Source organism: uncultured Campylobacter sp. (assembly GCF_937949835.1).
Taxonomy (GTDB): Bacteria; Campylobacterota; Campylobacteria; order Campylobacterales; family Campylobacteraceae; genus Campylobacter_B.
The window spans coordinates 1-3,784 of the sequence record NZ_CALEDC010000299.1; the positions used below are offsets into that span (position 1 = coordinate 1).

Consider the following 3,784-nt stretch of genomic DNA (forward strand, 5'->3'; position numbering starts at 1 on the left):
TCGCAAAGCTCACGCGGTCTCCCTGCTCGACTACGAGGCCTTCCACTTGATGAAACATCGGCGTATGGGTTAGATCCATATCACGGCGAAATACCGCGCCCGGGGCGATCATACGCACCGGCGGAGCTTTAAATTTCTCCATCGTGCGGATCTGAACGCCGCTAGTGTGCGTGCGTAGCAGCCGCCCGTCGTTCAGATAAAACGTATCTTGCATGTCGCGCGCCGGGTGGTATTTTGGTAAATTTAGCGCCTCGAAATTATGGAAGTCGTCCTCGATGAGCGGGCCGCTTTCGACGCTGAAATTTTGCGCGATGAAGTAGTCTATGATCTTATCCATCGTCTCCATCACGGGGTGCAGCGCGCCGCAGTTTACGTTTTCGTTAAAAAGCGTGACGTCGCTCGCTTCATTTTTCATAGCCTCTTTTTGCTCCGCCGCTTCCAGGCTCGCCTTTTTTGCGGCGATGAGCTCGCTGAAATAATCGCGCTTTTCATTCGCGCTTACGGCAAGCTCTTTTTTCTGCTCGGGCGCTGCGGATTTGAGCTCGGAAAAAAGCGCCGTTATGATGCCTTTTTTGCCGAAAAGCTCCAAGCGCACGGCTTCCAGCTCGCTCAGGCTCGATGCGGCGTCGATTTTTGCTTTAATCTCTTGCAAATTCTATCCTTGTGGTTAAATTTAATGGCGCGATTGTAGTTAAAATTTGATAAAAGCTAGGTAAATTTGCGTGTTTGGATTTTTTGGCTATAATCGCGGCTAAATTTCAACCATCATAAAAGGATCTAAAATGAACGTATTCGAAAAGATTGTAAACGGCGAAATCCCGTGCAACAAAGTGTTAGAGAACGATGAATTTTTGGCCTTCCACGACATCAACCCAAAAGCGCCGATCCATATCCTGGCGATCCCTAAAAAATGCTACGAAAACTTCCAAGTAACGCCACCTGAAGTGATGAGTAAAATGAGCGCTTTTATCCAAGAAGTAACTCGCAAAATGGGGCTTGATAAGAGTGGATACCGTCTTGTTTGCAACTGCGGCGAAAATGGGGGTCAGGAGGTGATGCATCTGCACTTTCATATCCTAGGCGGAATAAAACTACCGTGGGACCGTGTCAGCGACCGCAATACCGAAGAGAATTTTTAAGACTAGAGCTTAATTCTATAAAAACTAAAATTCCGTGAAATTGTAAAATTTTACGGAATTTGCGAAATTCTTTGAAATTTTTAAAATTCCGCTTCATTTATAAGCACCGAGGTTTTAAAAATAATCAAAATAGTAAAACTACAAGCTAAAATTTATCATCAGACGCTAAAAAGAAATACAAATTTATCACAAGCGAGCTCTTAGAAAATGCCGCTCTTTAGCTACAAAGCTTTGGCTTTTAGAATTTTTACGGCTACGAAATTTGAAATCGGCAAGAAATTTTAAACGACGCGGCAAAATTTTAAATGAAACCGAGCTTTACAAAAAGAGTTATGTTTTTACATGGCGAATGAGTTAGATTTCAACGATATGGAATTTGAAACCTACATGAATTTTGCTTTGAATGAGCGATTTAGCTTCAGTTTTCAAGCAGAATTTAAAATTTTAGCGCAAAATTACAATCTTAGAATTTTAAAATTTTTTGAAATTTCAATATTAACTTTAATAGATTTTAGGGGCATGTGCCCCTAATAATTTTGAAAGGATTTGCGAGGATTATTTGCTTAGCATTGAGCTTAGCATCCATAGGCGTTTTTCATAATCGCCGTAGTGATCCTGCGCAATATTTGAAGTCGTATCGTCGCCCTCTTCTTCGGCTACTTCTTGAAGCTTTTTAAATTCTTTTACTAAATACTCATAGGCTTTTTTAACATCCTCAAGTACCTCAGATACGCTATAGCTATCTTTTACGCTAATCGGAGCGTCTTTTGAAAGCTCAATTAGGTCCTTAGCCTTAGTTACGGCCTTGCCACCTATTTGAAGCGCGCGCTCAGCCATATCGTCGAAAAGCTCGCCCATCTCGTCGTATGCTTTCTCGGTGTAAGCGTGAACCTGCGCGAATTGTAAGCCCTTAACATTCCAGTGATAATCGTGGAATGCAACAAAGAACGCATGAGCGTCCGCCTGAAGTTTGTTTAGTTGTTTTACTGTTTTTGACATTGTGTCTCCTTTATTTAAAATTGCTGTAATTATAGCAAGATTTTCTTAAATTATAATTATACTAAGTAATAAATTTTATCTTTTAGTGAAATTTTAAAATTAAATGGCTTTTAAATTTATCTACAATTTTTTTGAAATTTCAGCTATGCTGCATTATAATGCCGCATTATGAAAAACAAATTTATGATAACCATAACCGACCTTAACGGCTCTAGGAATTTTTTGCTCTCGCAAATCATCAAAAAGATCGCGTTATATTTGGTACTATTTGTTTTTACCGTTTTTGTCACGGGTGCGCTATATATCAGGTATCTGGGCTCTAAAATCGATAGCCTTTCGCGAACCAAAACCGAGCTTAACGAGCTAAATCAAAAACTTCGCGACGGTATCGCGGCAAGTCAGATGGAATTTGAAGCCATCGAGGGTAAAATTTCGGATTTGGAGCATCAGTTTGGGCTCGATCCTGAGGAGGATGAGCGCGCGATCGACCGCCTATCTCACATCAAGCCTACTTCCGAACAAGAGATTAAAGAGCGCGCGCAAAAGATCATCAACGAAAAATTCTCCGACGCGCTGATAAAAGAAATTTTTATGCAGATCCCAAACGGCAGGGTCATGCGCACTCATCAACTCAGCGAGAAATTCGGCTGGCGCAACCATCCTATCTTAAAGCGCAAGCAGTTTCACCCGGGCGTTGATCTACGCACGCCGCCCAAAACGCCCATCTACGCGCCTGCAGACGGTATCATCCAATACAGCGGCGCGGGCGCTACTGGCTATGGCAATCTAGTCGAGATCCGCCATAACTACGGCTTTACGACACGATATGCGCATTTGGATTCAAATTTAACTCGCAAAGTAGGCGAGTTTGTAAACAAAGGCGATCTTATCGCTTTTAGCGGTAATACCGGACTTAGCACCGGACCTCATCTGCACTACGAGATTAGGTTTTTGCAGCTGCCGCTAGATCCGCTAAATTTTATCAACTGGAACGAAAAAAATTACAAAGAAATTTTTACTAAGGAGGAAGATGTCCCATGGCAATCTTTAATAAAGGCGATGCAAACACCGCTCAAACAACAATAATCTCGTCAGGCACGCTCATCAAAGGAGAGCTGCACCTGTCGTGCATTTTGCATATCGATGGCAATGTCGAAGGCGACGTGATCTCCGATAATACTGTCGTCATCGGTAAAAATGGTACCGCGCGCGGCTCGATTAGGGCCAAACATATCGTAATCAGCGGTAAATTTTTCGGCAATATCGAAGCCGAGCTCGTCGAGCTGCTAGGCGGCGGTGTGCTCGTGGGCGACGTGCTATCGCAAAGCTTCGGCATCGAAGTCGGCGCAAAATTTAATGGAAAAAGCGCGGTGAGTGGCAGCGATCAAGCCCTAGTAATCGACGGCAGCGCAAGTGAAGACGTCAAGCTCATCGACAAAGCTCTAGGCGAATAAATCGCGCACATTTAGAATTCTTGGGATTTAAAACGCTTTAGCTGACGGGGTTTTAGAATCCGATTGATATTGAAATTTTAGAATTTCTAGCCTTTGGAATTCTTAGAATTTTAAAGATTTTTATATTTGCGAGATCTTAGAGTGTCTTTAATCTTAAAATTTAGAATTTTAAAAAATTCCAAATTTTAAGAT

Annotated in this window: 6 protein-coding genes; 4 read left to right on the forward strand and 2 right to left on the reverse strand. The window is 42.3% G+C overall.

Annotated features, from left to right (window positions below; translation table 11 throughout):
* The coding region (locus Q0256_RS06770) for a phenylalanine--tRNA ligase subunit alpha (protein ID WP_297961491.1) at positions 1-652 on the reverse strand (652 nt) is incomplete at its 3' end.
* A 130-nt stretch (positions 653-782) separates the two neighbouring features.
* On the opposite strand from Q0256_RS06770, the gene Q0256_RS06775 reads away from it, so the two are divergent.
* Together Q0256_RS06775 and Q0256_RS06780 are read left to right on the forward strand one after the other, a co-directional pair.
* Positions 783-1,139, forward strand: a complete 357-nt coding sequence (locus tag Q0256_RS06775; RefSeq protein ID WP_297941615.1) for a histidine triad nucleotide-binding protein — start codon at positions 783-785, stop codon at positions 1,137-1,139.
* Between the two features lie 342 nt (positions 1,140-1,481).
* Entirely contained in the window at positions 1,482-1,670 is a 189-nt protein-coding gene (locus tag Q0256_RS06780; RefSeq protein WP_297961494.1) for a hypothetical protein, read from the forward strand.
* A gap of 24 nt (positions 1,671-1,694) precedes the next feature.
* Here Q0256_RS06780 and Q0256_RS06785 read toward each other — a convergent pair whose 3' ends face one another.
* The gene (locus Q0256_RS06785) at positions 1,695-2,138 is read right to left on the reverse strand and encodes a DNA starvation/stationary phase protection protein (RefSeq protein ID WP_005873145.1); all 444 of its coding nucleotides are present in this window, start codon (positions 2,136-2,138) and stop codon (positions 1,695-1,697) included.
* 165 nt (positions 2,139-2,303) lie between these two features.
* Between Q0256_RS06785 and Q0256_RS06790 the strand changes: the two genes are divergently transcribed.
* Together Q0256_RS06790 and Q0256_RS06795 are read left to right on the forward strand one after the other, a co-directional pair.
* Positions 2,304-3,224, forward strand: coding sequence for a M23 family metallopeptidase (locus Q0256_RS06790; protein ID WP_306528386.1), 921 nt, complete (start codon positions 2,304-2,306; stop codon positions 3,222-3,224).
* A complete protein-coding gene (locus tag Q0256_RS06795) occupies positions 3,176-3,592 on the forward strand; it encodes a polymer-forming cytoskeletal protein (RefSeq protein WP_297883182.1) in 417 nt (138 codons plus the stop codon). Before Q0256_RS06790 ends, Q0256_RS06795 begins: the two co-directional genes overlap by 49 nt.
* The last annotated feature ends 192 nt before the right edge of the window (positions 3,593-3,784 follow it).